This is a genomic window from Erwinia sp. 009765445, from assembly GCF_058137865.1.
Window position 1 is genome coordinate 1 of sequence record NZ_JBYUWC010000020.1, and the last position, 26,048, is coordinate 26,048.

Below are 26,048 nucleotides of genomic sequence, written 5' to 3' on the forward strand. Positions count from 1 at the left end.
ATATTTTTTACGTCCGGAGACGCTGATATCAATCCTGCGAGTGCCCACACAGATTGTCTGATAAATTGTTAAAGAGCAGTGCCACAAACTGCGTGGCGCGGGGTGCAGATATTACGCTTCCCCGCTGTAGAGTCAAGGATTTTCTCACTTTTCTCTTTCTGACCCGGCGACCTGTAAGCCGTTGTTCCGTGTCAGTGGAGGCGCATTATAGGCAGTTCCTGACGGGTGACAAGCGCTAAATGCAAAAAATTTTTCAACCGGTGTTTTTTTACCCACCAGGGGCTGAAAGAGCCAGTTTTTCGAGCCTTTCGAAGCCATAACGCTGTAAAACGGGCATTAATTGTACTGCCTGCTCAGTAATATCCATACAAAAAGCAAGATTACTGTCGGCGGACATGGCTTTCGGCGACTCATTTTCTAACAACCAGGCGGTACGCCGGGCAATCGCTGCACCGGAATCCACTAAACGGGTACCCGGCGGTAAAACCTGCTGCAGCTCTTCATTCAACAAAGGAAAATGCGTGCAGCCCAGGATTACCGTGTCTGGCGGCTCTTTCATCCGCAACCACGGCTGCAATATACGTCTTACCTCATCCAGCGGCACCGATTTACCCTGCAATTTCGCTTCCGCCAGCTCAACCAACTCGGCCGAACCTAACATTTCGGTTTTGCATTCACTGGCAAAACGCGCCACCAGCTCATGAGTATAAGGACGCTTCACCGTGCCGCGGGTGGCCAGCAGGCCAACAACGCCGTTACGAGTCAGGCGGGCAGCAGGTTTGATCGCAGGGACAACGCCCACGACCGGGAAGTCGAAGCGCTCACGCAGAGCTGGAAGCGTAACCGTGCTGGCAGAGTTGCAGGCGATAACCACCAGCGCCAGCGGATAATGGTGGGTAACAGCAGTAACAATCTCGACCACGCGATCAACGATAAACTCTTCACTTTTCTCCCCGTAAGGGAAAGCGACGTTATCGAAGGCGTAGATATAATGAAGATCCGGCAGCAACTGCCGGATTTCGTCATAGACAGAAAGCCCACCGACACCAGAGTCAAAGACCAGTACGGTGGGACGTTCCTCAGAAGGTGTAACTGCCGCTGAGGTAATACTCCCTTCCTGGAGTTTGATAGCCATAAACTGTCTCGTAATCTTTATCAAACATGTTGGCTATTCTACCACGAACGGTCAGCTGGGATGTGACCGGATACGAAACGGCAAGATCCCACAGGCTTACGCCGCCCAGTTTAACGGTGCGGGTCGTGTAGGAGGAGTTGTAATCCTTATCGTAACGATCGCCCAGGTACTGATAGCTGACTGACCAGTCGAAATCATAAATCGTGTAATCCAGCTGGTATTTCACCTGCTGTTTGGCACGACGCAGAAGGATCTCATTGGTATTGCCATCACGTGGGTCAACGTAGTCATAAGAAACGGTATGGCTGACCGGACCGGTATCGAATGATGCTGTCGCTTCCACGCCCTTAATGGTCGCTTTGTCGATATTGTAATAGCGGAAAGTGGCCGGATCGCTGTCGATAAGATCATCAATATCGTTACGATAACCAGACAGCCGCCAGTTAACCGGCCCGGTCAGGCCCTCGAAGCCGCCTTCCCACTGCTTACTTTTCTCCGGATCGAGGTCGCGGTTGCCGTAGGTCGCACTGTATACCTGGCTCAGGTTAGGGGCTTTGAATGCTGTCCCGTAAGATGCAAAGACGCTGTAACCATCAACGAATTCCCATGATGCACTGGTCTGCCAGGTGTTATGCCAACCGAAGGTGTTGTTGTCGTCGCCACGCACGGCACCTTCCAGCGTCACGCTACCCAGCTTCTGCTGCGCGGTGGCATACATACCGGTGTTGCGCTGCTCCTGGCCTTCACTGACGTAATTAGTGTTGGGTTCAGAGGTTTGCTTCTGCCAGTCAACCCCGGCGCTGACCGTGCCGTTGCCGACCGCTACGGTATTGCCCCATTGCAGGTTGTACTGCTCCACATCATCCAGCGTGGCCGGATCGGCATAGCGGCCCAGCCGCGGATCGTAGTTGTAATCTTTGGTATGACTGTAGCTGGCGATCAGCTGCGTTGACCAGATGTCACGATTGAAGCGCAGGCCGGTATCCCAGGTCTGGCTGTACAACTGGCGGGTATCCACCAGCGCGCCGGGCACGGTGTAGCTTAATGTACCGTCATAGGCCGTGCGGTTGTCATAACCATAGCCGCGCACAAAACCGCTTAACTCTTCATCGAACTGGTGTTCGACTGAGCCATACAGCGATTTACTCATAAAGCCGTCGCGGTCTTTCTGCGCCGGATCGCCATAAACATCCGGCAGATTCGCCACCACATCGTACCCTTTGGTGTAGGTATAGTTACCGGCCAGGGTTACACGAGTGTTTTTGCCAATCATCTGCTGGCTGGAACCATCATAGGACTGATAGCCATTAGAGCCTGCGCCCGCCGTAAGCGTGGTGCCTGGCTTATTCCGGCCGGTAATGATGTTAACCACGCCGCCAATCGCATCCGAACCATAAACAGCCGAACGCGCGCCCCGCACATATTCGATGCGCTGCACCAGAGAGATTGGGATCTGGCTCAAATCGGACGATCCACTGATCCCGGCCTGATTCAGCCGGATACCATCAATCAGGATCAGCACGTGGCTGGAGTTGGTGCCCCGAATAAACAGCGAGCTTTGCTGCCCTAATCCACCGTTTTGTGCGATGTCCACACCCGGCAAGCGGCGCATAACATCCGCCACGCTTTTGGACTGCCAGCGGTCAATCTCTTCACGGGTAACAACAGTGGTGGGTGCCAGAACGGAAGAAACAGGTTGAGCGAAACGGTTAGCGGTGGTGACCAGAGTGTTATCTGCGTCCTGTGCGAAGCCATTTTGCGCCCAGAGGGAGATCGCCGTTGCGCTAAACGCCACCAGCTCCGTTTTATTGGTTATCATGAACAAGCATCCAAAAAGTCATGCAGGATGCCGCAGGCATACAATCGATAGCACGCGATGATCGTACGAAGTGCGACGTAAAACCGGCAGGTCTTCGGGCTCGGAATCATTAAATGGTGAAAGACTTCCCATCTGGAGACAGTGTCTGCAAGCACTCACCATGACATTCCACACCGCTGCGCGTCAGCTCCAGCTTTACACTGGATTCCCTTTTAACTTACTGAAAGGCCGGAAAACGCATCTTATGTTCAAAACTGACAGAAATCCAGACATCTGAATGTCCAAAACCATCCTGCGCCGGACAACGCTGGACATTGAGTGCCGAATCCCTACAATCGCCGGGCATTAAAGGCCTTCAACCTGAGGAAAGACCATGACGCCCGAACAGCTGCCGACCGAACAATACGATGCCCAACTCGGGGAGAAAGTCGCCCGTCTTGAGACGCTGATGACGCCTTTTGCCGCGCCAGAGATTGAGGTGTTCCGTTCCCCGGTCAGCCATTACCGTATGCGGGCAGAATTCCGGATCTGGCACGATGGCGATGACCTTTACCACATCATTTTCGACCAGCAGACGCGCCAGCGTATTCGTGTGGACAGCTTCCCTGCTGCAAGTCCACTGATCAACCAGCTGATGCCCCGTCTGATCAACGCCCTACACGACAACCGCGCCCTGCGCCATAAGCTGTTCCAGATTGACTACCTCTCAACGATGAGCAATCAGGTTGTGGTTTCACTGCTCTATCATCGTGCCCTGACCGATGAATGGCAGCAGGCTGCCGCAGCCCTGCGGGATGAGCTGCGTGCGGAAGGGTTTGACCTGCATCTGATCGGCCGCGCCACCAAAACCAAAATCTGCCTGGATCGTGATTTTGTTGATGAATGTCTGCCGGTTGCCGGAAAAGAGATCATCTATCGCCAGGTGGAAAACAGCTTCACCCAGCCCAATGCGGCGATGAATATTCAGATGCTGGAGTGGGCGCTGGAAGTGACGAAAAACGCCAGTGGGGATTTGCTGGAACTCTACTGCGGCAATGGCAATTTCTCATTAGCACTGGCGCGTAACTTCAGGCGCGTGCTGGCGACCGAAATCGCCAAGCCCTCCGTCGCCTCGGCGCAGTACAATATTGCCGTAAACAATATCGATAATGTGCAAATCATCCGCATGGCGGCGGAGGAATTTACTCAGGCGATGAACGGCGAGCGCACCTTTAACCGGCTGGAAGGAATTGACCTGACGACCTATGAGTGCGAGACGATTTTTGTCGATCCGCCGCGCAGTGGCCTGGATGCCGAAACGGTGAAGATGGTGCAGGCTTACCCGTGCATCCTCTATATCTCCTGCAACCCGCAGACGCTGTGCGAGAACCTGGCTACTCTGTCAGAGACTCATGACGTAACCCGCCTGGCGCTGTTTGACCAGTTCCCCTATACCCATCATATGGAATGCGGCGTATTACTGACGCGGCGTTGATTAAAAGGGGCGACACCCGGTCGCCCCCCCTACTCGCTTTTGCGGGAGCGCAGCTTCAGAGCAATCCAGAACACCAGCGCCACCATCAGAATCGTCGGCACGAAATTAGAGCCTATATCCGGATATTCCGCCCGCACAATGGCGCTGTAAAGCAGGATGCCCAGCAGGAAAAACGCGGCGGCAATTGAAGGCATCCCGTCAGGCATTGAACGGTTCAGATAGCGCTGATGCAGGCACCAGGCCGACAGTCCAAGCGCGATAAGGGGGAACACAGAAAACGGCACAAGAGAACTGAACAACACCGAAAACGATCCGTTAATCGATAACCCGGTGAGAAATGCCAGCAACAGTGTACCTTTGTCCCGGCCAGTAGCTAAGCTCATGTTTGATCACCTTTAATCCTGGGATTCCAGCGTAACCGCCAGCCTCTCCTGTTCACGTCGATACCAGTAATAAGCCCCTTTAGAAATCATCCGCAACTGCAGCACCAGGCGCTCTTCCAGCTGGCGACGCTGATCGGCATCGATATCCAGCGCCTCTGCACCGGCGTTAAAGACGATAATCACCATCGCTTCCGCTTGAGCTTCGGTAAAGCTGCGCGGCATACGGTTTTCAATCTCGAGGTAATCCGCCAGTTCGGCGATAAAATGTTGGATCTCGCGGGCAACAGCAGCACGAAACGCAGCCGATGTCCCGGAACGTTCCCGCAGCAACAGGCGGAAAGCGTTAGGGTTGTTACCAATGAATTCCATAAAGGTGGAGACCGAAGTCTTGATCACGCTGCCGCCTTTGGCGATACGCTGGCGAGCCTGGCGCATCAACTGACGCAGCATCAGACCACTTTCATCCACCATGGTCAGCCCTAATTCATCTACATCACGAAAATGACGGTAGAATGACGTTGGCGCGATCCCGGCTTCCCGGGCAACTTCTCTCAGGCTGAGGCTGGCAAAACTCCGCTCGGCACTTAGCTGACTAAATGCCGCTTCAATCAGCGAACGCCGTGTCCGTTCTTTTTGCTGCGCTCTGACGCCCATGTTTGTGCCTGTTTTACCTGCCAGAAAGGCACTATAACAAAAATTTCAGCGTACAGTTGCATCAACTTTGTGACGGCCTGTTAACCTCACGCTTTGTCAAATGATGGCAAAAAAGCCTGATAGAATTGGGAAGTGGTCAGCAAGATGTTAGAATCTCGTTGAAAAATTGTATAAGAAATAGGACGTATTAGTATGCAACAGTCTTATGATTACGACGCCATTGTGATTGGATCAGGCCCTGGCGGTGAAGGCGCGGCCATGGGTTTGGTCAAACAAGGTGCCCGCATTGCGGTTATTGAGCGCTATCACAACATCGGCGGCGGTTGTACACATTGGGGAACCATCCCATCGAAAGCACTACGTCACGCAGTCAGCCGTATTATCGAGTTTAATCAGAACCCTCTTTACAGTGACCACACGCGCCTTCTGCGCTCTTCCTTCGCGGATATCCTTAACCACACAGAAAACGTGATCAGCCAGCAGACGCGCATGCGTCAGGGCTTTTACGAGCGTAACCGCTGTGAGCTGTATCAGGGTGATGCGCGCTTCGTCGATGCGAATACCATTGAAATTGAATCGCACGACGGCACGATTGAGCGTCTGACCGCTGAGAAATTTGTTATTGCCTGTGGCTCGCGCCCTTATCACCCTGCCAATGTGGACTTTACCCATCCGCGCATTTACGACAGCGACTCAATCCTTAACCTGCACCATGAACCGGGCCATGTCATTATCTATGGTGCCGGGGTTATCGGCTGTGAGTATGCTTCCATCTTCCGTGGTCTGAACGTCAAGGTCGACCTGATCAACACCCGCGATCACCTGCTGGCGTTCCTCGATCAGGAGATTTCGGACTCGCTCTCTTACCACTTCTGGAACAGCGGCGTGGTTATCCGCCACAACGAAGAGTTTGAGAAGATTGAAGGCGTCAGCGATGGCGTGATCATGCACCTGAAATCCGGCAAAAAGGTAAAAGCAGACTGTCTGCTGTACGCCAACGGCCGTACCGGGAATACCGATTCTCTGTCGCTGCAAAATGTCGGGCTGGAAGCTGACGGCCGTGGCCTGCTGAAGGTCAACAGCATGTATCAGACCGCACAGCCGCATATCTATGCGGTGGGTGACGTGATTGGCTATCCAAGCCTGGCCTCAGCCGCCTACGATCAGGGGCGCATTGCTGCTCAGGCGCTGATTAAAGGTGAAGCGAACGCGCATCTGATTGAGGACATTCCGACCGGGATTTATACCATTCCGGAAATCAGTTCTGTCGGCAAAACCGAACAGCAACTGACGGCGATGAAAGTGCCTTATGAAGTGGGTCGCGCGCAGTTCAAACATCTGGCGCGTGCGCAGATTGTCGGGATGAATGTGGGCAGCCTGAAGATCCTCTTCCACCGTGAAACGAAAGAGATCCTGGGGATTCACTGCTTTGGTGAGCGTGCTGCGGAGATTATCCATATCGGTCAGGCCATCATGGAGCAGAAAAACGGCGGCAACACGATTGAGTACTTCGTGAATACCACCTTCAACTACCCGACGATGGCCGAAGCCTACCGCGTGGCGGCGTTGAACGGCTTAAACCGCCTGTTTTAATCCGGTGCCCATATAGGCCTGCATGTGGATGCGAATTGCCTCTGCCAGCTGCTCATAGCGGCTGCGCAGCGGCGATCCCGGACGATAAACCAGCGCGATGGTTCTCTGTGGCTCTGGCTTGTAGCAGGGCAGATAGCAGACGCCATCACGCACCCGCTCTTTCGGCACCGCCAGAGCAGGTAACAGCGTGATACCACTTCCTGCAGCAACCATGTTACGCAGCGTCTCCAGACTGGTGGCGCGGAAATGCGTATCTTCTTCAGCGCCCGCCTGGAAACAGAAGCCCATCGCCTGATCGCGCAGGCAGTGACCATCTTCAAGCATCAGCAGCTTTTCACCGGCCAGATCGGACATCGGCACACGGTCGCGGTCATGCCATGGGTGATCCTGATAAATCGCCAGCTTCATCGGCTCGTCAAACAGCGGCACTTCGATAAAGGCCTCAGACTCTTTCACCAGCGCCAGAATGGCACAGTCCAGCTTGCCGCTGTCCAGCTGGGCCAGCAGCTGCTGCGTCTGCGCTTCATGCAGGTACATTTCCAGTTTCGGGAACGTCTTGTGCAGCGACGGGACAATCTGCGGCAGCAGGTACGGCCCGACCGTTGGGATCAGCCCAATGTGCAGCGGTCCGGACATCGCTTCGCCCTGCTGGCTGGCCATCTCCTTCAGCACTTTCACTTCCCGCAGGACGGTACGGGCCTGATCGACCAGCAGCAAGCCAGCCTGAGTAAACAGCACCTTACGGCTGGTGCGCTCCAGCAGCATCACGCCGAGTTCATCTTCCAGTTTGCGGATCTGGCCACTTAAGGTGGGCTGACTGACATGACATGCATCCGCTGCTCGCCGAAAATGACGGTGCTCAGCCAGCGAAACCAGATACTCAAGATCACGAATGTTCATCTTATTCCTCCGAGCCACGATAGTTCGTGGCGATAGATAGGATAGCAATCAACGATTAGCCCTATCAAGCCCGGATGGCAATAATGTCCACCGTTCGGGAAATGAATCACTTTTTTCCCCTGATTAAGAGGTATTTTATGTTTGCAAGTCAGGAAGGTAAGTCCGTTCCACAGGTCACTTTTCATACCCGCCAGGGCGACAGCTGGGTAGACATTACGACTGATGAGCTGTTTAAAGACAAAACTGTCATCGTGTTTTCTTTGCCGGGCGCTTTCACCCCAACATGTTCGTCAAGCCATCTGCCGCGTTACAACGAGCTGTCTGACGTTTTCAAAACACACGGCGTGGATAATATTCTGTGCATATCGGTGAACGACACTTTCGTCATGAATGCCTGGAAAGCCGATCAGCACGCCAACAACATCACCTTTATCCCTGATGGCAACGGCGACTTTACCCGTGGCATGGAGATGCTGGTTGAGAAAGCCGAGCTGGGCTTTGGTCCACGTTCATGGCGTTACTCCATGCTGGTTCGTAATGGCGTGGTGGAAAAAATGTTTGCAGAGCCGAATAAGCCGGGCGACCCGTTCGAAGTGTCTGATGCCGACACCATGCTGCGTTATCTGGCACCGGAATTTAAAGTGCAGGAGTCGGTCTCGCTGTTTACCAAGCCTGGCTGTTCGTTCTGCGCCAAAGCCAAACAGATGCTGCTGGATCGCGGTATTCAGTATGAAGAGATTGTGCTGGGTCAGGATGCCACCACCGTCAGCCTGCGTGCGGTTACCGGTCGTGCCACCGTGCCTCAGGTCTTTATCGGCGGGCGCCACATTGGTGGTAGCGACGATTTAGAAAAATTCTTTGCAGCTTAAGCTGTGAGACAAGCGGGGAAAACACCTGCCTCGTTATTTACCTGCTAAATATAATAAAATCGAAACTTACTGGCGGCCTTAAAGGCCGCCTTTTTTGATCAGGCCAGACGGTTTTTCGCGTCAGTGATCGCCAATGACACCTGGTGAGGCGATACGCCCCCTTTGGCATTACGTTTGTCGAGGCAGGACTGCAACGACAGGATCGGATAAACATCTTCCGCAATCACGCTGCTGAAGGCTTGCAGCTCTTCCAGCTTCAGCGCTTCCAGCGCCGCGCCTTTGTTAATCGCCGCGACCACCACTTCACCCACGATATGGTGAGCTTCACGGAACGGAACGCCCTTCGCCACCAGATAATCGGCCAGCTCGGTAGAGTTCGCGTAGCCCTGCTCTGCCGCTTCCTGGCAGCGCGGCCGCTTCACCTGAATGCCGTCCAGCACCAGCGCCGCCATATGCAGGCAGTCGAACCAGGTATCCAGCGCGTCAAACAGCCCTTCTTTGTCTTCCTGCATGTCCTTGTTGTACGCCAGCGGCAAACCTTTCAGCGTCATCATCATGCCGGTCAACGCACCCTGCACGCGGCCACACTTGCCGCGGATCAGCTCCAACGCATCCGGATTTTTCTTCTGCGGCATCAGCGAGGAACCGGAAGTCACGCGGTCGGACAGCTCAACAAAACCAGCCTCACCGGTGTTAAAGAAAATCAGGTCTTCTGCGAAACGGGACAGATGAACCATGCCGATGGAAGCATCGGACAGCAGCTCCAGCACGTGGTCACGATCGGAAACAGTGTCCAGGCTGTTACGGGTTGCTGAGGCGAAACCTAACCAGTCCGCCAGCTGCTCACGGTCAATCTCATAGGCTGTACCGGCCAGCGCGCCACATCCCAGCGGGCTGACGTCCAGACGCTTCAGCGTATCCTGCAGGCGGCTCTCATCACGCGCCAGCATCTCAACATAAGCCAGGCACCAGTGCGCAAACGTCACCGGCTGAGCACGCTGCAGGTGGGTATAACCCGGCATCACGGCATCCTGGTTCGCTTCCGCAGTAGCCACCAGTGCCTGCTGCAACTGGCGGCTGGCAATCAGCAATTCGCTGACCTGTGCCTTACACCAGAGCTTCAGATCGGTAGCGACCTGATCGTTACGGCTGCGACCGGTGTGTAACTTTTTACCCAGGGCGCCGACTTTCTCAATCAGGCGTCCTTCAACATAACTGTGAATATCTTCCGCATCGCTTTCAAGGATCTGCTGCGGATTAGCGCGCACTTCCTCCAGCAATACGTTCAGCGCGCCTTCCAGCTGCTGCTGCTCTCGATCTGTCAGAACATTGACCGTCACCAGCGCTTTGGACCAGGCAATGGATCCGACGATATCCTGCTCTGCCAGACGATAGTCGAAGCGCAGCGAGTCGTTAAATTGTTTGAAACGTTGATCTGCTGCCTGAGTAAACCGTCCACCCCAAAGTGCCATGTCAGTGCTCCATTTATTCGTTTAGTGAATCATGTCTGTAAAAAAGGCGGAATGAATTCCGCCTCTGCAGATTTTCGAACCGGACTTATTTCTTTTCGTTCAGCGCACGGATGCGTGAAGAAAGAGAGAACAGGCGGATAAAGCCGCCCGCGTGACGATGATCGTACACTTCGTCTTCGCCGAAGGTGGCGAACTCTTCAGAGTACAGGCTGTTGGCTGATTTTTTCTGGATTGCCGTGGCCTGGCCTTTATACAGCTGCAGCACCACTTCGCCGTTCACTTCTGCGGCCAGAGACTCGGCAGCAGCCTGAATGGACTTACGCAGCGGCGCAAACCAGCGACCATCGTAAACCACGTAGGACATTTCATGGCCCAACTGCTCACGCCATTTGAAGCTGTCGCGGTCCAGCACCAGCTGCTCAACGGCACGCAGTGCGTTAACCATGATGGTGCCACCAGGGGTTTCGTAGCAGCCACGGGACTTGATGCCCACCAGACGGTTTTCCACGATATCGATACGGCCCACACCGTGTTTCGCACCAATCGCGTTCAGTTTTTCCAGACACTGGTACGGGCTGAGCTTCTCGCCGTTCACGGCCACCACGCGGCCTTTCTCTACGGAAACGGTCACCTGCTCTGGCTGGTCCGGTGCTTCCCGCGGGTCAACGGTCCACACCCAGCAATCTTTGTTCGGGGCATTCGATGGGCTTTCCAGCACGCCACCTTCGGTGGAGATATGCCAGGCGTTTTCGTCACGGCTGTAAATTTTTTCCAGCGAGGCAGTGGTAGGAATGTTGCGCTCTTTCAGATAGTCCAGCAGCGCTTCACGCGAACGCAGGTTCCACTCACGCCATGGCGCGACCACTTTCAGCTGTGGAGCCAGTGCGGTGTAGGTAGTTTCGAAACGCACCTGATCGTTACCTTTACCGGTCGCACCGTGGCACAGCGCATCCGCGCCCACTTTCAGCGCCAGCTCAACCTGGGCTTTAGCGATAATAGGACGCGCCATTGAGGTGCCCAGCAGGTAGGTCCCTTCATACAGTGCGCCAGTCTGCAGCACCGGATAGACATATTCGCTGATAAACTCTTCGCGCAGGTCGACAACGTGGCATTCAGATGCGCCGGACTGCAGAGCTTTCTGCTCAACGCCTTCCAGATCGCCACGCTCTTGGCCGATATCCGCCACGAAAGCGACCACTTCACAGCCGCCGTAATTCTCTTTCAGCCATGGAATGATGGCTGAAGTATCCAGACCGCCGGAGTAGGCGAGAACGATTTTTTTGATGCTTTTGTCTTGCATTGTCTTTTCCTTGAACCGGTTAAGCGAGGATCCGGGTGCCAATCGACACGCCATTAAAAAGGGTTGGCAGCTGTTCGGCATGACGCCAGCTGGCGATATCAACCGGACGGCCCAGCGTACGGGCAGCGTCCAGAGCGGCATTCACTTTAACAATCATACCGTCGGTAATAATACCCTGAGCGATCAGCTGCTCGGCTTTCGCCGCAGTCATCTCTTCAATGCGCTGGCCTTTACCGTCCAGAATACCGCTGACGTCTGACAGCAGGATCAGGTCAGCGCCCAGAGTGGATGCCAGCGCTGTCGCGGCCTGGTCAGCGTTGACGTTCATTAACTTACCGTCCTGAGTGATGCCGATGGAGCTGATGACCGGCAGGAAGCCGACCGTCAGCAGGGTATTGATCAGTACCGGGGAACCCGGAGTCGCCAGACCAACGTGGCCCAGCTCTTCGTCAAACGACTCAACGTTGACGCTGCCGCCATCGCCGAGGCACAGGCCAACGGCATCAATACCGTGCTTTTTCGACCAGGCCAGCAGCGTTTTGTTCGCCGTACCTGCCAGCGCGCCAGTGATGATGTCAATCTGATCGGCAGGCGTCACGCGCAGACCGTTTTTCTTTTTCACCGGCAGTGCGAGCTTCTTCATCAGCTCATCAACCAGGCAGCCACCGCCGTGCACGATCAACAGCGGGCGCTGATGGGATTCACGATAAGTGACCAGCGCTGAGAACAGGCGCTCCAGCGCCTCTTCACTGTCCAGCAGCACGCCGCCAAGTTTGATGATTAATGGATTGGTCATTTGATTACTCGCTGATTAAATAAGTGACTGGGTTTCCGGGAAACCGAAACGAATATTCAGGCACTGAACGGCCTGCGAGGAAGCACCCTTCAGAAGGTTATCTTCCGCAGAGACGACGATCAGATGCTCGCCCTTCACCGCAAAACCGATATCGCAGAACGGCAGGCCCACCACACCTTTGATTGACGGCACGCCTTTGTCATAGACGCGCACCAGCGGTTTGTCGTGGTAGGCGTTATGGAACGCTTCTGCCACGTCATCGTGGGTAACACCCGCTTTCAGGCGGCAGGTGGTGGTCGCCAGAATGCCGCGAGGGAAATTGCCCAGGTGCGGAGTGAAGATCACCGGAATACCCAGATGCGCGGAAATTTCAGGCTGGTGACGGTGAGTGAAGATGCCATAAGGCTGCAGGCTCACTTCACAGAAGCTGGTGCCCATTGCCGCTTTACGCCCTGCTCCACTCACGCCACTGGTGGCGTTGATCACCGGCCACTGGCTATCGTTCAGCAGGTTTGCTTCAATCAGCGGCTTCAGTGCCAGCTGCGCGGTAGTCGGGTAGCAGCCCGGCACGGCAATCAGCTGCGCTTCTTTGATTTTGTCCTGCTGCCATTCGGCCAGGCCGTAAACGGCTTTGTCCAGCCAGTCCTGATGCTGATGGGGGAAACCGTAATTGTCGGTGAAGAAGCTCTGTTCGTTGACGCGGAAGGCAGCGGAGAGATCGAACACCACGCAGCCAGCGGCCAGGAACTCCGGTGCCAGATCGTGGCTCACCTCATGGGCCGTTGCCAGAAAGACCACGTCAACTTGATCCGCAAACTGAGCCGCGCTGCTCAATGGCTGCAGCGGCATATCGACAATACCTTTCAGCTGCGGATGGAGGTCAGAAAGTAATTTTCCTGCGTCAGGGCTTTGCGCTGAAACCGCTAAAGCGGTTATGTTCACCTGTGGATGGCGATTCAGGATCGTAGCGAGCTCTACGCCAGCATAGCCACTGGCACCAACAATCAGCGTATTCAACATCAGACTGACTACCTTTTTACGGTCTAAAGAATTCGGGTTGCAGCTACAAAGCTGTGCTCCCACGCATTGGCGCTGGATTTACCGGAAATTTACGGTTTCCATCCGCACGCCGTTAATGTATTTTTATTCACTATTAATGCATGAATATTGATACTATCCTAACCCAAGGACTGTCAACAGTGAAGACAAAATTACCGCCTTTTATCGAGCTTTACCGTGAGTTGATTGCCACACCGTCGATCAGCGCAACCGATGCCGCCTTCGACCAGAGTAATGAAACTTTAATCAATTTGCTGGCTGGCTGGTTTCGCGACCTGGGCTTCACCGTTGAAGTGCAGCCAGTACCCGGCACGCGCCATAAATTCAATATGCTCGCCAAAACCGGCAGCGGTGCTGGCGGCCTGCTGCTGGCCGGTCATACCGATACCGTACCGTATGACGACGGTCGCTGGACGCGCGACCCCTTCACGCTGACCGAGCACGAGAACAAGCTGTACGGGCTGGGCACGGCCGACATGAAAGGTTTCTTTGCATTTATTTTAGATACCCTGCGTGATGTTGACGTGGCAAAACTGGAAAAACCGCTTTATATCCTGGCTACCGCAGATGAAGAGACGACGATGGCCGGTGCGAAATATTTCTCGGAAAGTACCGCTATCCGCCCTGACTGCGCCATCATTGGCGAGCCAACGTCCCTGAAGCCGGTTCGCGCTCATAAAGGGCATCTTTCCCAGTCAATCCGTATTCAGGGTCAGTCCGGCCACTCCAGCGATCCGGCACGCGGCGTGAATGCCATCGAGCTGATGCACGAGTCTATTACCCAATTGATGGGCCTGCGCAATACGCTGAAAGAGCGCTATCACCACGAGGGCTTCGCCATCCCCTATCCGACCATGAACTTTGGTCATATCAACGGTGGCGATGCGCCAAACCGTATCTGTGCCTGCTGTGAGCTGTATATGGATATCCGCCCGCTGCCGGGCCTGTCACTGAACGATCTGGAAGGGTTACTGAACAGCGCATTAGCGCCAGTCAGCGAACGCTGGCCCGGCCGCCTGACTGTGGGTGAACTGCATCCGCCGATCCCGGGTTACGAATGCCCGCCGGATCATCAACTGGTGAAAGTGGTGGAGAAACTGCTGGGAACCGAGACGGAAGTGGTGAACTACTGTACTGAGGCGCCGTTTATTCAGGAACTGTGTCCAACGCTGGTTTTGGGTCCAGGTTCGATCAATCAGGCCCACCAGCCGGATGAATATATTGATACCGCCTTTATAAAACCTACCCGCGAACTGATTGCTCAGGTTGTGCATCATTTTTGTCACCACTGAATGACATTCGGGGCATTCGGCTGCGAAAACAGCAGCTTGCCCCGGCATTATTCCGTCTTTGATGATAAGAATAACTTATCTCGCTTCGCTGTTATTAAATTTCATAAATTCCCGTCAGTTAGGCACAGGATAAGGCAAATTCAAGGCAATTGACGAACGGGAGTATACGTGGCTAGATAAAAGGCGAAGTTATGCCGGCGACGGTGAAATAATGACAAAACAAGAAGGGTGTCAGGGGTCATATGAACGAACAATATTCCGCAATGCGAAGTAATGTCAGTATGCTCGGCAAACTGCTCGGGGATACGATTAAGGATGCGCTTGGAGAGAACATCCTCGATCGGGTGGAAACCATCCGTAAACTCTCGAAGTCATCACGTGCGGGAAATGACGCCCACCGTAAAGAATTGCTGTCAACGCTGCAAAATCTCTCCAATGATGAGCTTCTGCCCGTTGCCCGCGCCTTCAGCCAGTTTCTGAATCTGACGAATGTCGCCGAGCAGTACCACACCATTTCACCTAAAGGCGAAGGCGCTAACCAGCCGGAAATGCTGGCCAGAACCTTCGAGCGCCTGAAGCAGCAGCCCGAACTGACGGAAGAGAAAATCCGTGATGCGATAGAGTCGCTCTCCCTGGAGCTGGTGCTGACGGCTCACCCGACCGAAATTACCCGCCGCACGTTGATCCACAAGCTGGTCGAGGTGAATAACTGCCTGAAGCAGCTCGACCACAACGATCTGTCTGACTATGACCGTTCGCAGATTATGCGCCGCCTTCGCCAGCTGGTTGCTCAGGCCTGGCACACTGATGAAATTCGTAAATACCGCCCTTCCCCGATCGACGAAGCGAAATGGGGCTTTGCGGTGGTGGAAAACAGCCTGTGGGAAGGCGTGCCGAACTTCCTGCGTGAGCTGAACGAGCAGGTTGAAGCCTCTTTTGGCGTGAAGCTGCCGGTGGATTTCGTTCCGGTGCAGTTCACTTCCTGGATGGGCGGCGACCGCGATGGCAACCCAAACGTTACCGCGAAAATCACCCGCCATGTTTTACAGCTGAGCCGCTGGAAAGCGACAGACCTGTTCCTGCGTGATATTGCCGTGCTGGTTTCCGAACTTTCTATGTCGGAATGCACGCCGGAAGTCCGCGAGCTGTGCGGCAATCCGGAAGCGCTGGAACCCTATCGTGAGATCATGAAAAAGCTGCGCAGCCAGCTGATGAGCACTCAGACCTATCTTGAGCAGCGTCTGAAAGGTGAACGCCTGCCGCGCCCGGCCGATCTGCTGATCTCCAATGACCAGTTGTGGGACCCGCTGTACGCCTGCTATCAGTCACTGCAGGCCTGTGGCATGGGCATCATCGCTAACGGTCAGCTGCTGGATACGCTGCGCCGCGTGAAGTGCTTTGGCGTGCCGCTGGTGCGTATCGATATCCGACAGGAAAGCACCCGCCACACCGAGGCCATTGCTGAGATCACCCGCTATCTGGGCCTGGGCGACTATGAAAGCTGGTCTGAGGCTGACAAACAAGCCTTTCTTATCCGCGAGCTGAATTCCAAGCGCCCCCTGCTGCCGCGCAACTGGGAGCCGGGTCCGGAGACGCAGGAAGTGCTGGATACCTGCCGCGTGGCCGCCGAAGTGCCGAAAGGCTCAATTGCCGCCTACGTGATCTCCATGGCGAAAACACCTTCTGACGTGCTGGCCGTGCATCTGCTGCTGAAAGAAGCGGGCATTCCGTTTGCCATGCCGGTCGCACCGCTGTTTGAAACGCTGGATGACCTGAACAACGCCAACGACGTGATGAGCCAGTTGCTGAGCATTGACTGGTATCGCGGCTTTATCCAGGGCAAACAGATGGTGATGATTGGCTATTCTGACTCGGCGAAAGATGCCGGGGTGATGGCCGCCAGCTGGGCGCAGTATCAGGCTCAGGATGCGCTGATCAAAACCTGTGAGAAAGCTGGTATCGCGCTGACGCTGTTCCACGGGCGTGGCGGCACCATTGGTCGTGGCGGTGCGCCTGCGCATGCTGCGCTGTTGTCACAGCCGCCAGGCAGCCTGAAGGGCGGCCTGCGTGTGACCGAGCAGGGTGAGATGATCCGCTTCAAATACGGCCTGCCGGAAGTGACCATCGCCAGCCTGTCGCTGTATACCGGAGCCATTCTCGAAGCCAACCTGCTGCCACCGCCAGAGCCGAAGCCAGAGTGGTGCGGCATTATGGATCAGCTGTCGAAAGACTCCTGCGACATGTACCGCGGCTACGTGCGTGAAAATGCTGACTTCGTGCCTTACTTCCGTTCGGCCACGCCAGAACTGGAGCTGGGCAAACTGCCGCTGGGTTCCCGTCCGGCCAAGCGTCGCCCAACAGGTGGCGTTGAGTCGCTTCGTGCCATCCCGTGGATCTTTGCCTGGACGCAGAACCGCCTGATGCTGCCCGCCTGGCTGGGCGCAGGCGCGGCGCTGCAGAGCGCGATGGCGGCAGGGCATCAGGATCAGCTGGAAGCGATGTGCCGCGACTGGCCGTTCTTCTCCACCCGTCTGGGGATGCTGGAAATGGTGTTCTCAAAGGCTGACCTGTGGCTGGCGGAGTATTACGACCAGCGCCTGGTGGATCAGTCGCTGTGGCCGCTGGGCAAGCAGCTGCGCGATCAGCTGGATTCCGACATCAAAGCTATCCTGACCATTGCGAACGATGCACACCTGATGGCCGATCAGCCGTGGATTGCGGAGTCTATCGCCCTGCGTAACGTCTACACCGACCCGCTGAACGTGCTGCAGGCCGAATTGCTGCATCGCTCCCGCCAGCAGGAAGCCAGCGGCGGCGAACCGGATGGCCGCGTTGAGCAGGCGCTGATGGTCACCATCGCCGGTGTCGCAGCGGGGATGCGTAATACGGGTTAATCATGAAAAAGCCCGGTCTGCCACACTGGCAGCCGGGCTGATTTTCACTGCTCATAGGGCATTAAAAACTCTCTTGCCACGCGGTATACAGCAGGGAATTATCCAGCTGCAACGCATCCATCGGGATCATTTCTCCTTTCGCCACATCGTGTGTCAGCACTTTATTGGACAACAAATAATAAGGCGCTAACCCTGCGGCATCCGCTTTCGGCAGTAAACGGGCACTTACCGCTTCAATGGTGTGGTGATGCCCTCCCATCTCCAGCAGCTCCCCTTTTTTCAGATCCCGTTCGGCATAGCCGGTCATCACGGCGTGAATAGCCTGATCGACCGCGCCGGAAGCACGCTGATGTAACACGGCCGAGAAGATGCTGTGCGGCGACTCCAGGCCCATGATGTGATAAGGCAGATAGATACAGGCATACTTGCGGCTGCGGCTGACCACGTGTCCTTTCCCGGCCAGCATCTCCCAGGTTTCATCATCCTTGCAGCGAACAATCACAAATACACCGCCGCCAAAACTCACTTCATCATCACGGCGCAGGCAGTTAAAAACATCCACAACGCCGGTACGTTTCAGAATGCCGCCGTCTGCTTCAGGGATGAAAATATCGGCCAGCTCGCTGATATGGCAAAGCGGATAGCTGAGCGCATCACAGGCAGGGATAAAGCCAGACGAGTTAGCCACCACGTTCATTTCACAGTAATCCGGTGTGGCACTCAGCGGCAATGATGACAGCAGGCTTTTGCGATGCTGCAACGTGGCCTTGACATCGTCGCCCAGCGCCCAGTGTTCCGCCAGTTCAGGCACATTCAGGATTTTACCGCTGTAGTCCAGCACACCGCTTTGCGTTAACCAGACATAGTCATATTCGCTGGATTTACCGGCAGCCACAATGTCAAAGCCCAGCACCTTCGCCCAGGTGATCAGGCCCAGCAGATTAGCAGGCTGATCGCCATCGACGGTGGTGTACACAGCATTATGTTGCAATGCCAGCTTGTTCAGCCACGGGCCGGCAACGGAGTCAGTTTCTTTACTGACCATTCCCACATGTACGCCCCTTTTCAGGGCGTTAACGGCAATCTGTACGCTGATTTCCGGTTTACCGGTCGCCTCAATCACCATATCCAGTGACAGCGCATCAAGATGGGTAAAATCATCAATAATCACCGGCTTGCCGGCAGACTGGGCAGTTGCAGCTTCATTTGCTGACTGACAAACCTCGGCATCCTGGCAGAAATTCAGCTCCTTCAGCAGCGCCTGAGTACCCGCAGTGTTGATATCACACAGCGCCACCACTTCCAGCGAGGGGATCTCCCGGCATTGCACCAGAAACGAACGACCAAACCCGCCACTGGCTCCGGTTATCGCAATACGAATGCAACGGCTTTTCAGGGCATCAAACAGATGCGGCAGCCCAATAATTAACGCCGCTATGCAGATAGTCAGTGGGATCAGGCGTACCGATCCCAGACGAATAAAGGTTGTGGCAATTTTGTCTGCGCCGCCAGACTCCAGCAGCAGCCCACCCAGCATGGTCCCCAGGCCAACCACCAGTCCTGTGGAACCCAGTACACCGCCAAATCCCTTCTCAAAGCTTTTAATAGTTTGCGTTGGCGTCAGACCTGCTGCCACGCCCAGAAAACCTGCCGAAATAATTAATGCCAGAAACGGATGGAATTTGAATTTCGTAATCAGAATAATGAGAATAGCAATCGCACTGATCAGCGCGATAAACTGACTGATGTCAAAATGCATAGGGCCTCCGGGTATGTTTTTTACATACCTCATTGTTTATATAATTCAGCATAAAATTTAACGTTTATACATCAGGATTCAGAAGTGTTTTTCATTCACATTATTTTTATCCTTATCTTCAGGAAATGCGTCAACCTGGTGCAACCTGACATTTATCTTACTTAAGCTCTGTAATATTTCCGGCGGCAATTGGTCATCACAGATGATATCTGTCCATTTGCCCGAGTGGGCAGATGTGGAACATGCCATGCTTACCGTATTTGCTGCTGTCAGAAACCAGAACATTACGTCGGGAAGAGGCCAGAACGGCCTTTTTCACTAACATTTTCCCCTCATCTGGCGTAGTCACGCCATGAACCACGTCCCAGGAGCTGGAGCTGATAAACGCGATATCAATCATGTATTCACGGATAAATTGCGCGGCGCTGTGACCTACGCAAGATCGGTTGCGAATATCAATTTTTCCGCCGGTATGGAAAATATCCACATGGGGCAAGTCATTAAAAAATCAGCGATGGTGAAATCATTGGTAATAATCACCACCTTTTTAAACTTATTCGCCACACAGCGGGCAATTTCATAGGTAGTGGTGCCAGCATCAAGGTAAATAACCTTGCCTGAATCCACAAAGGTTTCTGAAACCTGGCCGATATTCCTTTTTACCTTATGATGAAGCATCGCTTTTTCAACATAAGGCAATTCCTGAACCAGCATCTCATTTAATTTAGCCCCGCCGCTTATGAGCGTGACTTTTCCCTCATTTTCCATCTCCTTAAGATCGCGTCGGATGGTCATGTGGGAAACATCCAGCAGCCTGACCAGCTCACCAATAGCAACATGGGCATGTTGGTGCAGGTGGCTGTAAATAAACGTACGGCGTTCATCAGGCAACATGGTGGATGCTCTCCTGGTCTTTCAGCAACATAACATCACTGTTTACGGCCAAAAACTGTATGCAGCTCGGTCACCTGTTCTTCATTCAGCGTAACCATGCCATGCGGGAGCAATGTAAAGTATAGGCGGGCCGTGTCTTCAAGCTCCTCCGAATTGAAAACCGCATCGCGCAGGTTTGCACCGCCTATTACCGGCCCATGGTTCGCCAACAGCATGGCGTTATGATCAGGTGCCAACGTGGCAACCGCATCGGCCAGACCCGGATGGCCCGGACGGTGGTAAGGAATCACCGGCAGCTTACCCACCCGCATCACAAAATAGGGAGTGATGGGTGGCAGGCAGTCCTTCGGGTCCAGACCTGGCAGGCAGGAAAGCGCGGTTAGCGACGGGGAGTGTAAATGCACCACGCCCCCCCACATCCGGACACTGGCGATAAAACGCCAGATGCATAACCGACTCCTTGGAGGGCTTATCGCCGGAAACCCAGTTTCCCCCCCGGCGTCCAGCTCGCTCAACGTTTCCACACTCAGTGAACCAAAACTGGAATTGGTTGGGGTCAGCAGGAATCCACCACCCGGCAGGCGACAACTCAGATTACCTGCCCCACCGCTGCAATAGCCACGCATAAACATTGAGTGAGCCAGCGACACCATCTGCTCACGTAACGCGATATCATGCATGATAAAACTCCTGGGCCTGGTTAAAAAATTGTTCTTCGCCAAAATTACCTGATTTCAGCGTCAGCCACAGCGGGCGATGAAGATCCTTTACCCAGGGAACACCGGGAGCAACAGAACGGCCAATCGAGAATCCCTGTACCTTCAGCTGCTGTACTATCAGGCTGGAGGTTTCACCTCCGGCAATAATAAATTTGTTCACACCCTGGTCATAAAGCGTCACTGCCAGCGAGGCAAGCAGCTGCTCTATCGCATTGCCGGCCTCTTCAACACCGTAGCGCTGCTGAATGGCTTTCACTTCTGCCGCCGGACGGGTGGCATACAGCATTGGCGCTTTACCGGCTGGCTGCCCTCTCACCCAGTCAATCAATTCTGCGAGGTAGCCAGACCGATCGTGCAGGCAACGCCCGATATCTATCGCCTGTGAAGAAGCAATCTCACGGTAGGCCGCAACCTGCCCATTGGTCATCACTGAGCAACTGCCTGCCATTACCAGGCTCTCTCCCTGCGCTGAAGGCATCACGTCTGCCGTTGAAGATTCTGGCAGGGGCGTCAGCGCTGCCAGTGCACCCGCTAGCCCGGAACCACCGGTCAGCAGGACATCATCCGGCAACGCTGCGGCCAGTAAAGATAAATCTTCATCGTTTTCCGCGTCCATCACCGCGTAACTTTTTCCCTCTGACTGCATCTGCCCCAGGTGGCGCTGAACAGCTTCTTTACCAGAACGCAGCACCTCTAACGAAACCAGCCCGCATTTTCCGGCAGACTGCTGCTCCATCACCCGCGGCAAAAAGGCATCAGTCATTGGCGTCAGCGGATGATTCTGCATCCCGGATTCGTTAAGCAGCTCTCCGTTGACGTAGAGATTCCCCTGCACCACAGTACGGCCATTAACCGGAAGCGCCGGACACAGAACAGCCAGCGCCACGCCGGTATAACCCAGCATAAAATCGGTCACCGGGCCGATATTGCCTGCGGGAGTGGAGTCAAAAGTGAAACAGTATTTAAAATAGAGTCGCTCGCAGCCCTGAGCATGCAGCCATTCGCAAGCCTGCCGGGTCAGGGCCATTGCCTGTTCAGCAGGACACGAACGGCTTTTCAGTGAGATAACCAGGGCATCGGCTGCCTCCAGCAGCACCGGATTTGCGGGAGTTCCATTCAGCTGTATCACTCGCCAGCCGGACCGGGCAATAAAACTGGCAATATCGGTTGCGCCAGTAAAGTCGTCAGCAACGATCCCCAATTTGATAGTCATGGCTTTAGTATCTGCCTTCGCTTTGTGAAATTATGGTATATTTTGAACGACATTCGTTCACATTCCAATGATGCCTGTCACAAAGTCCAACCTTGACTTAACACAACTTAGAGCCCTAATTAATTGAAATTATGCATTTTTTTAAATTCACTCCGTTTCACATGGCACCGTGAAGAGATGTGAAAGCAGTAAAAAGGCAGGGGAGAAAATGAACAGAGTGGAAACAAAGCAGAAAGGGCGACAAGAGTGCCGCCCGGGATGAGGAGTTCAGCTAACCGTTATCAGACCGCCGGGCGAACGCCAAGAGTATGGCAGATGGCATAGCTCATTTCCGCGCGGTTCAGCGTGTAGAAGTGGAAGTCCTTAACGCCTTCACGGCTGAGGATTTTCACCATATCCATTGCCACGTTAGCGCCGACCATTTTGCGGGTTTCCGGATCTTCATCCAGCCCTTCAAACATGCTGGTCATCCAGCCCGGTACGCGCACGTTAGTCATGGTGGCGAAACGCTGCAGCTGCTTGAAGTTCGACACCGGCAGAATGCCCGGAACGATTTCCACGTCGATACCGGCAGCTACGCAGCGATCGCGAAAGCGCAGGTAGCTCTCCACATCAAAGAAGAACTGCGTGATGGCACGGTTGGCACCTGCATCAATTTTACGCTTCAGGTTGATCAGGTCTGACTGGGCGCTTTTCGCCTCCGGATGCACTTCCGGATAGGCAGCGACGGAAATATCAAACTCTCCCACTTCCTTCAGCAACGCCACCAGGTCTGCACCATACATTTCTGGTTTACCGCCGCCTGGTGGTAAGTCGCCGCGCAGGGCTACAATATGGCGAATACCGTTATTCCAGTAATCCTGCGCAATAGTGCGCAGTTCATCGCGGGTGGCATCAATACAGGTCAGGTGCGGCGCAGCTTCCAGCCCGGTACGATCTTTGATCCCTTTGATAATGCTGTGAGTGCGGTCGCGCTCGCCAGAGTTGGCTCCGTAAGTGACGGAAACAAATTTCGGTTTCAGGCTGCTGAGACGATCGATGGAGCTCCACAGGGTCTGTTCCATTTCACTGGTGCGTGGCGGGAAAAACTCGAAAGAGACGTTAATTTGTCCGTTCAGTTCAGCCAGACTCTGGTTCAGCGCTTCGCGCTGATTGGCGTGGAAAAAACTCATACCTGCTTCCCTCATCGATCGCTCAAAAATAGACTTGTCCGAGTTGAACATCCATACGTTTAGACGTCCAGACATTCAAAATGAAGGATTTAAGCCATTCAGTCAACAGTTAAATGATAAACATGCGTGACAAATTCTCAGCGAAGCTGAAGGAAATTCATACAGCAGAAGAGATCCTGAGAGAAAACAAAGGGCCGGAGAAACCGACCCTGAGGAAGTCTACAGCAGTTGTGCCAGGCGGTTGAGATCGGACTGAATCGCACCGGCGGTCACATCGCGCCCCGCACCCGGTCCACGGATAACCAGCGGGTTATCACGGTACCAGCGGCTTTCAATCGCAAAGACGTTATCGCAGGGCAGTAATGAAGCCAGCGGATGGTCATCACGCACCGCTTCAACGCCGACACGGGCTTTACCGTTGGCATCAAAACGCGCCACATAGCGCAGCACCAGACCCATATCCTGCGCGGCCTCAAAGCGCTGCTGCATCTGCTCGTTAAGCGCCTCGCCGTTTTCGAAGAAGTGATCCACTGATTCACCTTCGCAACTTTTCGGCACCAGCGACTCCACGCGCACCTGGTCAGGTTCGATGTCATAACCCGCTTCACGCGCCAGGATCACCAGCTTCCGCATTACGTCCTGACCGGACAGATCGACGCGCGGATCGGGTTCCGTAAGCCCCTGCTGCCAGGCCTGATCCACCAGCTCGGTAAACGGCACAGTACCGTCATACTGCAGGAACAGCCATGAAAGCGTACCGGAGAAAATCCCGCTGATTGCCAGAATGCTGTCGCCACTTTCACGCAGATCGCGCACTGTATGGTTAACCGGCAATCCAGCCCCAACCGTAGCGTTATACAGCCACTGACGGCCTGTTTTGGCAAAGGCATCTCGGATCTGGCGGTATCGGTCTCCACTGGCAGCACCGGCGAGCTTGTTGGCACCGATTACGTGGAAACCATAACTGGCAAAATCCAGATACTGCGCGGCCAGCTGCTCGCTGGCAGTGACATCCAGCACCACCAGGTCGTCAAACGGGTGCGCCCGCATCCACAGGAACAGCGACTCTTCATCCTGCTCCACGGCTTCATCTTCGAAGAAGGCCAGCGCGCGGCTGGCATCCAGTCCTTCGTAGCTCAGCAGGCTGCGGCGGCTGTCCACCACGCCTGCCAGAATAAATTCAAATCCGGTACGGGCCGAAATCGTTTCCTGCTCACGGCCAAACAGTTCCAGCCAGCGCGAACCGATGTTTCCCTTACCAAACAACACCAGGCCAATCCGCTTTTCAGCGCGGAACAGCGACTGGTGCAGGCCACGGATCAGATGCTCAGTCGGGCCGACACGCAGCACCGCCACCAGGCTGATGCCCTCTTCCGACTGCCAGATAAACTCGACCGGCTGATCTTTCAGCTGCTGCCAGAAACGGTGGCTGTGCAGGGGATTGCGGCAAACTCCCGCACCGACCAGCGCCACCAGCGCCATGCCCTCACGCAGCTGTAAGCGGCCAGGGATCCCCGCATCCTGCAGCAGCGTCAGCGCACTGCTGACCACTTCAGAGGTGTAGCAGAGCTGCAACAGATTACGATCGGGATGTACGCCAGTAGCCAGTGGGCGCAGCTGCGCGCGCTTCAGCAACTGATCGATCTCTTTATGCAATGTCGCGAAATCATGCTGTGGCGGAACCTGAAACTCAATCAGGCAGACGTCGTCGTGGCTGGTGACAATCCTTGCACCGGTTCCTGAGGCCAGCACCCGCTCAATACGGGTAGAGCCCTGCTCCGGCTGATAGCTACAGCGCAACTGCAGATCGATGTCGCTGCCTGAGACAGGCTGTAATGTGCGGGTATGCAGAACCGGCGCAGCCAGGCGGGCCAGCTCGCTGGCTTCATCCAGGCGCAGCAGCGGCAGCAGGCAGGCATCTTTCACTTTACGCGGGTCAGCACTGTAAACCCCGGCCACATCGCTCCAGATGGTTACGCGCGACACCCCCGCCAGCGCACCAATCTGCGTTGCCGAGTAGTCGCTGCCGTTGCGGCCCAGCAGCACGGTTTCGCCCTGCTCGTTGCCGCTGATAAAACCGGTCACCACCAGCCGCTGATGGGGATGCTGCGCCAGCAGCTGTTGCAGCAGCGGCCAGGATTTCCCTTCATCAACCTGTGGCTGCGCCGCCCTTTCAGCACGCAGGAAGGTACGGGCATCCAGCCAGCTGGCAGAAATATCACGCATGTTCAGTACGGCAGACATCAGACGCGCCGACCAGATCTCACCGTGGCCCACGACTTCGGCATACACGGCTTCGGTGATTTTGCCATCCAGCAGCGCGGCAAGCCTTTCCAGATCCTGGATAAAGCTGGCAATCAGCACCTCCGCCGCTTCAGCAGGCAGCAAGCTACCGATCAGATCGCTCTGGTAGCGCCGCAGCGCCTGCTGAACCTGATGGGCAGATAACCGGTCGCTCTGGCTCAGTTTAAGCCAGCTTATCAACTGGTTAGTGGTGCTCCCTGCAGCGGAAACCACCATCATGTCGCCGGGGTGACTGTACTCAGCCATAATCCCGGCCACCCGCAGATAACATTTGGCGTCGGCAAGGCTGCTGCCACCAAATTTATGCAACTGACGTGCTCCTGCTGCCACTGCTGACTGACTCATGC

General features: G+C 54.9%; 19 protein-coding genes, 1 pseudogene and 1 riboswitch. Of the genes and pseudogenes, 5 read left to right on the forward strand and 15 right to left on the reverse strand.

Going from position 1 to position 26,048, the window contains the following annotated elements; translation table 11 throughout:
• Positions 1–268 precede the first annotated feature (268 nt).
• Positions 269–1,135 (reverse strand): glutamate racemase, encoded by an 867-nt coding sequence (gene murI, locus AC3Y5R_RS19525; protein ID WP_158782211.1) that lies wholly within the window; start codon positions 1,133–1,135, stop codon positions 269–271.
• Positions 1,080–2,954 (reverse strand): TonB-dependent vitamin B12 receptor BtuB, encoded by a 1,875-nt coding sequence (gene btuB, locus AC3Y5R_RS19530; protein ID WP_489922709.1) that lies wholly within the window; start codon positions 2,952–2,954, stop codon positions 1,080–1,082. The genes murI and btuB overlap by 56 nt, the downstream gene beginning before the upstream one ends.
• A 68-nt stretch (positions 2,955–3,022) precedes the next feature.
• Positions 3,023–3,201: riboswitch (cobalamin riboswitch) on the reverse strand.
• Positions 3,202–3,327: 126 nt separating this feature from the next.
• Here btuB and trmA point away from each other — a divergent pair.
• Positions 3,328–4,428 carry a tRNA (uridine(54)-C5)-methyltransferase TrmA gene (gene trmA, locus AC3Y5R_RS19535; protein ID WP_489922710.1) on the forward strand — a complete coding sequence of 367 codons (1,101 nt, stop codon included), beginning with the start codon at positions 3,328–3,330 and terminating at the stop codon, positions 4,426–4,428.
• A gap of 29 nt (positions 4,429–4,457) precedes the next feature.
• Here the strand turns inward: trmA and AC3Y5R_RS19540 are convergent, their stop codons facing one another.
• Positions 4,458–4,811, reverse strand: coding sequence for a YijD family membrane protein (locus AC3Y5R_RS19540; protein WP_158782214.1), 354 nt, complete (start codon positions 4,809–4,811; stop codon positions 4,458–4,460).
• Positions 4,812–4,823: 12 nt separating this feature from the next.
• Positions 4,824–5,465, reverse strand: coding sequence for an HTH-type transcriptional repressor FabR (gene fabR, locus AC3Y5R_RS19545; RefSeq protein ID WP_158782215.1), 642 nt, complete (start codon positions 5,463–5,465; stop codon positions 4,824–4,826).
• A gap of 192 nt (positions 5,466–5,657) precedes the next feature.
• Here fabR and sthA point away from each other — a divergent pair, with 192 nt between their 5' ends.
• A complete protein-coding gene (gene sthA, locus AC3Y5R_RS19550; protein WP_489922711.1) occupies positions 5,658–7,058 on the forward strand; it encodes a Si-specific NAD(P)(+) transhydrogenase in 1,401 nt (466 codons plus the stop codon).
• Here the strand turns inward: sthA and oxyR are convergent.
• The gene (gene oxyR, locus AC3Y5R_RS19555) at positions 7,041–7,958 is read right to left on the reverse strand and encodes a DNA-binding transcriptional regulator OxyR (protein ID WP_158782217.1); all 918 of its coding nucleotides are present in this window, start codon (positions 7,956–7,958) and stop codon (positions 7,041–7,043) included. The two genes, sthA and oxyR, sit on opposite strands and share 18 nt — an antisense overlap.
• Before the next feature lie 137 nt (positions 7,959–8,095).
• Between oxyR and AC3Y5R_RS19560 the strand changes: the two genes are divergently transcribed.
• On the forward strand, positions 8,096–8,827 hold the full coding sequence (locus AC3Y5R_RS19560; RefSeq protein ID WP_489922712.1) for a redoxin family protein: 732 nt from the start codon (positions 8,096–8,098) through the stop codon (positions 8,825–8,827).
• A gap of 98 nt (positions 8,828–8,925) precedes the next feature.
• On the opposite strand, the gene argH is transcribed toward AC3Y5R_RS19560, so the two are convergent.
• The 4 genes from argH to argC form a co-directional block, all read right to left on the reverse strand.
• On the reverse strand, positions 8,926–10,299 hold the full coding sequence (argH, locus tag AC3Y5R_RS19565) for an argininosuccinate lyase (protein ID WP_489922713.1): 1,374 nt from the start codon (positions 10,297–10,299) through the stop codon (positions 8,926–8,928).
• An 85-nt stretch (positions 10,300–10,384) separates the two neighbouring features.
• Positions 10,385–11,599, reverse strand: coding sequence for an argininosuccinate synthase (locus tag AC3Y5R_RS19570; protein ID WP_489922714.1), 1,215 nt, complete (start codon positions 11,597–11,599; stop codon positions 10,385–10,387).
• A 19-nt stretch (positions 11,600–11,618) separates the two neighbouring features.
• The gene (argB, locus tag AC3Y5R_RS19575; RefSeq protein ID WP_489922715.1) at positions 11,619–12,395 is read right to left on the reverse strand and encodes an acetylglutamate kinase; all 777 of its coding nucleotides are present in this window, start codon (positions 12,393–12,395) and stop codon (positions 11,619–11,621) included.
• A 15-nt stretch (positions 12,396–12,410) separates the two neighbouring features.
• Positions 12,411–13,415, reverse strand: coding sequence for an N-acetyl-gamma-glutamyl-phosphate reductase (gene argC / locus AC3Y5R_RS19580; RefSeq protein WP_489922716.1), 1,005 nt, complete (start codon positions 13,413–13,415; stop codon positions 12,411–12,413).
• A 179-nt stretch (positions 13,416–13,594) separates the two neighbouring features.
• On the opposite strand from argC, the gene argE reads away from it, so the two are divergent.
• Together argE and ppc are read left to right on the forward strand one after the other, a co-directional pair.
• On the forward strand, positions 13,595–14,746 hold the full coding sequence (gene argE / locus AC3Y5R_RS19585) for an acetylornithine deacetylase (RefSeq protein ID WP_489922717.1): 1,152 nt from the start codon (positions 13,595–13,597) through the stop codon (positions 14,744–14,746).
• Positions 14,747–14,988: 242 nt separating this feature from the next.
• On the forward strand, positions 14,989–17,640 hold the full coding sequence (ppc, locus tag AC3Y5R_RS19590) for a phosphoenolpyruvate carboxylase (protein ID WP_489922718.1): 2,652 nt from the start codon (positions 14,989–14,991) through the stop codon (positions 17,638–17,640).
• Between the two features lie 61 nt (positions 17,641–17,701).
• On the opposite strand, the gene AC3Y5R_RS19595 is transcribed toward ppc, so the two are convergent.
• The 6 genes and pseudogenes from AC3Y5R_RS19595 to AC3Y5R_RS19620 all read right to left on the reverse strand — a co-directional run bounded on the left by AC3Y5R_RS19595 (position 17,702) and on the right by AC3Y5R_RS19620 (position 26,046).
• Complete coding sequence (locus tag AC3Y5R_RS19595; protein WP_489922719.1) at positions 17,702–19,399, reverse strand: GntT/GntP/DsdX family permease; 1,698 nt, start codon at positions 19,397–19,399, stop codon at positions 17,702–17,704.
• Between the two features lie 78 nt (positions 19,400–19,477).
• A pseudogene (locus AC3Y5R_RS19600) lies at positions 19,478–20,293 on the reverse strand (DeoR/GlpR family DNA-binding transcription regulator).
• A 35-nt stretch (positions 20,294–20,328) separates the two neighbouring features.
• Positions 20,329–20,973 (reverse strand): class II aldolase/adducin family protein, encoded by a 645-nt coding sequence (locus AC3Y5R_RS19605; protein WP_489922720.1) that lies wholly within the window; start codon positions 20,971–20,973, stop codon positions 20,329–20,331.
• Entirely contained in the window at positions 20,966–22,225 is a 1,260-nt protein-coding gene (gene otnK / locus AC3Y5R_RS19610) for a 3-oxo-tetronate kinase (protein ID WP_489922721.1), read from the reverse strand. Before otnK ends, AC3Y5R_RS19605 begins: the two co-directional genes overlap by 8 nt.
• Positions 22,226–22,506: 281 nt before the next feature.
• Positions 22,507–23,397 carry a methylenetetrahydrofolate reductase gene (gene metF / locus AC3Y5R_RS19615; protein WP_489922722.1) on the reverse strand — a complete coding sequence of 297 codons (891 nt, stop codon included), beginning with the start codon at positions 23,395–23,397 and terminating at the stop codon, positions 22,507–22,509.
• Between the two features lie 219 nt (positions 23,398–23,616).
• Positions 23,617–26,046, reverse strand: coding sequence for a bifunctional aspartate kinase/homoserine dehydrogenase II (locus tag AC3Y5R_RS19620; protein ID WP_489922723.1), 2,430 nt, complete (start codon positions 26,044–26,046; stop codon positions 23,617–23,619).
• Positions 26,047–26,048: the final 2 nt, after the last annotated feature.